Annotated in this window: 4 protein-coding genes; 1 reads left to right on the forward strand and 3 read right to left on the reverse strand. The window is 68.5% G+C overall.

Translation table 11 applies throughout. From position 1 onward, the window contains the following. Positions 1-357: 357 nt before the first annotated feature. Positions 358-741 carry a cell division protein SepF gene (locus HCN51_RS57525; protein ID WP_080044678.1) on the reverse strand — a complete coding sequence of 128 codons (384 nt, stop codon included), beginning with the start codon at positions 739-741 and terminating at the stop codon, positions 358-360. 168 nt (positions 742-909) lie between these two features. Here HCN51_RS57525 and HCN51_RS57530 point away from each other — a divergent pair, with 168 nt between their 5' ends. Further along, the gene (locus HCN51_RS57530) at positions 910-1,674 is read left to right on the forward strand and encodes a PhzF family phenazine biosynthesis protein (protein WP_168022202.1); all 765 of its coding nucleotides are present in this window, start codon (positions 910-912) and stop codon (positions 1,672-1,674) included. Positions 1,675-2,042: 368 nt separating this feature from the next. Here HCN51_RS57530 and HCN51_RS57535 read toward each other — a convergent pair whose 3' ends face one another. Beyond that, positions 2,043-2,345: a hypothetical protein gene (locus HCN51_RS57535; RefSeq protein WP_168022203.1), complete on the reverse strand. Its 303-nt coding sequence runs from the start codon at positions 2,343-2,345 to the stop codon at positions 2,043-2,045. Positions 2,346-3,053: 708 nt separating this feature from the next. Next, entirely contained in the window at positions 3,054-3,629 is a 576-nt protein-coding gene (locus HCN51_RS57540; protein ID WP_168022204.1) for a dihydrofolate reductase family protein, read from the reverse strand. Positions 3,630-4,058: the final 429 nt, after the last annotated feature.

Below are 4,058 nucleotides of genomic sequence, written 5' to 3' on the forward strand. Positions count from 1 at the left end.
CACCGCCGGCCACACGACGGGAAGGTCCCCACCGCGCGACGGCAACGCCCACATCGCACGGCCAGCCGCACCGCACGGCTGCCCCTGACACCGGCTGCCTACACGTTGCCCAGACCGGACACAGCGCGCACCCCAGGCACAGGCGCGCGCACCGCCGGGCACAGCGGGCACGGTGCGCACAATGCAGGCTGAGCAAGAGCGAGGGCTGAGCGCGCAGTCGGCCAGTCGGAGCGAGGGGCTGGGCGCCGTTCCGAGCCGGGCCGCAAGACGACTACGAGCCGGGCCGCAAAATGACGAGGAACCCGCCCCTCGCCCAGGGCAGGTTCCTCGATGCTCAGCTCAGGTGTCTCTACGGGCTCAGGTGGTCTCGATCTCCACGTGAGCCGGCGCGAGGAGGAAGACGCGCTCGGCGATGCGCTCGATCCGCCCCTCGCAGCCGAATGCCAGCCCGGCGGCGAAGTCCACCATCCGCGTCGCCTCGGGCATCGACATGCCCGTGACGTCCATGATCACCGTCTGACCGTCTCGGAAGTGCTGGCCGATCAACGGTGCGTCGTTGTACTTGAGCGGCTGAACCATCACGATCCGCGAGGAGTCGACGTTCGCGCGCCACCGCCTGGCGGCCCGCTCGGTCGCGGGGACGTACTCGTCCTCGTACTGCTCGTCGTCGTCATAGCCCTCGTCGTAGTGATCGACCCCGCTCAGGCCAAGGTAGCTCACCACCTTGCGCACTGCCCCCATCGGCTTGTCCTTTCCTCAGGAACTCACCGTAATCGGCACGTCCCTACACATTGGACGGTAACCGACGATTCCGCATTCGCCACGCGACACGCCCAGCCCTAATTCCATTTTGTACGGCTTGCAGCCTGCTTGCAGCTGGATATCCGACCCCCGTATACCATCAGCCACATGCGCCTCTTCACGGTCGACGCCTTCACTGACTCAGCTTTCCAGGGTAATCCCGCGGCTGTCTGCCTGTTGGACACTCCGGTTACTGCGCAATGGATGCAGAGCGTAGCCGCGGAGATGAACCTCTCCGAGACCGCCTTCCTGCTAGGGGATGCGCTACGGTGGTTCACCCCTGTCGTTGAGGTCACGCTGTGTGGTCACGCCACCCTCGCGACCGCACACGTCCTCTATTCGACCGGTGCGGCGGAGGGGCCGCTCGAATTCAGCACGGCCAGCGGCACGCTTACCGTGAATCGGCGCCCCGACGGCATGATCACAATGGATTTCCCCGCCAAGGAGGTCACGCTGAGCGAGGCCCCTCCCGGGCTGGCGAAAGCCCTCGGCGCTTCCCCGGTGCGGGTCGGGAAAAGTCAGCTCGACCTCCTGGTGGAGCTGGAGTCGGAAGAAGCGGTAATCGCTCTTACCCCCGACATAGCCGCTCTAAACCTCATTGACGCAAGAGGAATCATCGTCACAGCCCCCGGCACCAAAACCGACTTCGTCTCCCGCTTCTTCGCCCCCAGGGTGGGCGTCCCGGAGGACCCGGTGACCGGCTCGGCCCACTGCGCCCTGTCCCCGTACTGGTCGCAACGCCTGGGCCGTACCTCACTGGTGGGCGCCCAGCTCTCGTCCCGAGGCGGCCTCGTCCACGTCACCCACGCCGGCGACCGCGTCCACCTCGCGGGCCGGGCGATCACCGTCCTCTCCGGCGAGCTGCACGTCTGATCTCCGCGCCCCAGCACTGTACGAGCCCTGACCGGCCTATGGGCGGGCCGAATGGACGGGCAAGGCCGAACTTCCTGCGCACGTTCCCCAAACTGCGCGAGGCGGCAAGCAGGAGGTGCTGACCACCGGGCCCTGGTGGCCACAGGTCTTCCGTGACCCGAACCCTGCCGGAGAGGCAGGTCGCCAGGGCGGCGTTCTTGCCATGCGCGGTCATCAACTCGCATCCCGCGCTGAGCCCTGAGCCGGCTTTCCTGCTCCTGCCATGAGCCCGCCGGCGCGGCTGCCGGATGCCGAGGACAACGCCAGCGTCAGAGCGGCCAGAACGACGGCGCCGACATCGCCCCAGGGCCAGCCGATGACGGCGGCGATCACCAGGGGTTGGTGGGGGTGCCGGTGCGAGCGCAAGAGGTCCGCAGCTCCTGGACGGCCTCCGGCAGCCGGACGTTGGCCAGGTCACTGCCAACGAACTCGGGCGCGGCGGCCATCCGGACGGCGGGCATGCGGAACCCGACGTCGCCGTTGAGCGCGATCCGGACCTGCGCGGCGGTGAAGTCGGGGCGCTCGCTCCGGTACGCGTCGATGACCACCTGCGTTCGGTCACCGACCAGGGAGCGCAGCCAGGGCTCGTAATAGCGCTGAGGCAGCCTGTCGATCTCGGGCAGGTAGGACATCCAGTAGCGGGCCTCGTCGAGTGTGGTGCCGATGATGACCGGCTTGGCCGGGCCGTCGGGTGAGGCGATGCGCTTCGTCGGCAGCTCGGGGACGAGGGTGCCGTCGACACGAGGTGGGTCGACACGAGGTGGAAGGCGGTGCCGGCGAACTGGATGTCTTACAGCTCGCGAGCAGACGCCTGGAGCTCACCGCCATCCAGGTTCAGCAGTTGCCGCGCGTCGGAGACACCGGCCAGTTGCGTGAGACACTGCGCGACCGCCGCCCAACCACTGCCGGGTCGCGACCGTACCGGCGGTCCCGACCTGCAACACCGCCCAACCGTGGAGGTCATCGGCGGACGGGGTGCCGAGCAGGGCCGACGAAAGCCGACTGGGCCCCGGGACGGACAGACCAAGCCAGGCGGGACTCCGGGGCGGGCAGGGCAAAGCCCTAGAGCACCTGACGGTCAAGCGGAGGCCGCGAGGGTCCCAGGGACAGCCAGGCGTGGTCGCGTAGCGTTCCAGGGCGGGCCAGGCGTAGCCGCGCAGGGTTCCAAAGCGGGCCGGACGAAGCCGCGTAGGATCTCAGAGCGGGCCAGACCGAGCCGTGTAGGTGGCCCAGGCGGATCACCAGCGCGGCCGGTCCGTCCATGCGGCGGGTTGCAGCAGCATCGCCCCGCTCGCCTCATCCCGCTCGCTCCATGACCACCACCCGTCGCGTCCGGGGGATCAACCGTGTCGGGTCGGTCGGTAGGTCAGGACCTGCGTGTTGGTGTCGAAGGTTCGGGCCTCGATCAGCTCCAGGTCGAAGTCGTCCGCGCCGTCGAAGATCCGGTCCACGCCGGTCGCACCGCTGATGACCGGGAAGACGGTCACCTCGATGATGTCGACGAGGCCGGCGTTCAGGAGCGTTCGGTTGAGCATCAGGCTGCCGTGGGAGCGCAGCGGCACGTCGGACTCGGCCTTGAGACGCCTGATCACCTCGACGGGGTCGCCGGGCTCGATGGTCGTGCCCGGCCACGCCAGCGGCTCCGTCAGCCGGTTGGAGAGCACCGTGACCGGCGAGTCGAACATGTGCGTGATCCACTCGTCGAAGAGGCTGCGGTCGAAGCCCGGGGCCAGGAACGGCGCGTTCGACGAGTACGTCTTGGACCCGAGCACCATGCGCAGCGGCTCACGGTAGGCGGCCGCGCGGTGTGCGAGGAACTCGGGGCCCTGCTTGCCCCAGTAGCCGCCCCAGTCGCCCTTGTGGTTGGCGTAGCCGTCGAGCGTGGAGAAGATGTCGAAGGTGTAGGTGGCGGTCATGGTGACTCCTTACGAGCGAGAAGCTGGTCGCGCGCCTCTTGCGGCGGCCTCATCCCTGCTACGAACGCCCCCGCCCCGATCCGACACCCCTCACGGATTTTCTCCCGAAAAATTTTCCGGCCCACCCGGAGTGCTGAGGATGGCGCTCGCCCCTGCCCCGATCCGGCCCTTGCATTGGGGAACGCGCCTCCCCTCGCGGAGGCCCCATGGCCATGCGCGGTCGGCAGGCTGCATATCGGTCAACGACTCGACGGCGGGCGAAGGCGTCGCCGGCGGGGTGCAGTCGCCGAGGAAAGGCGCGTGCTCGTGCGATGCCCAGGACCTGCTCCGAGCCGGGCGCGTCCAGGCGGCAGCGGCCCCAGGATCGGGATCGCCGAGACCTCCTCTGACGCCTTGAGGGAAAAAAGAAAGGGCCCCGACGCGTTGGCG

The organism is Nonomuraea composti (genome assembly GCF_012034275.1).
In the GTDB taxonomy this organism is placed as follows: domain Bacteria; phylum Actinomycetota; class Actinomycetes; order Streptosporangiales; family Streptosporangiaceae; genus Nonomuraea; species Nonomuraea composti.

Excerpts from the sequence above, each read along its gene's own strand:
- HCN51_RS57525 (WP_080044678.1), bottom strand. The coding sequence starts at position 741 with ATGGGGGCAGTGCGCAAGGTGGTGAGCTACCTTGGCCTGAGCGGGGTC.
- HCN51_RS57535 (WP_168022203.1), bottom strand. The coding sequence starts at position 2,345 with ATGTCCTACCTGCCCGAGATCGACAGGCTGCCTCAGCGCTATTACGAG.
- HCN51_RS57530 (WP_168022202.1), top strand. The coding sequence starts at position 910 with ATGCGCCTCTTCACGGTCGACGCCTTCACTGACTCAGCTTTCCAGGGT.
- HCN51_RS57540 (WP_168022204.1), bottom strand. The coding sequence starts at position 3,629 with ATGACCGCCACCTACACCTTCGACATCTTCTCCACGCTCGACGGCTAC.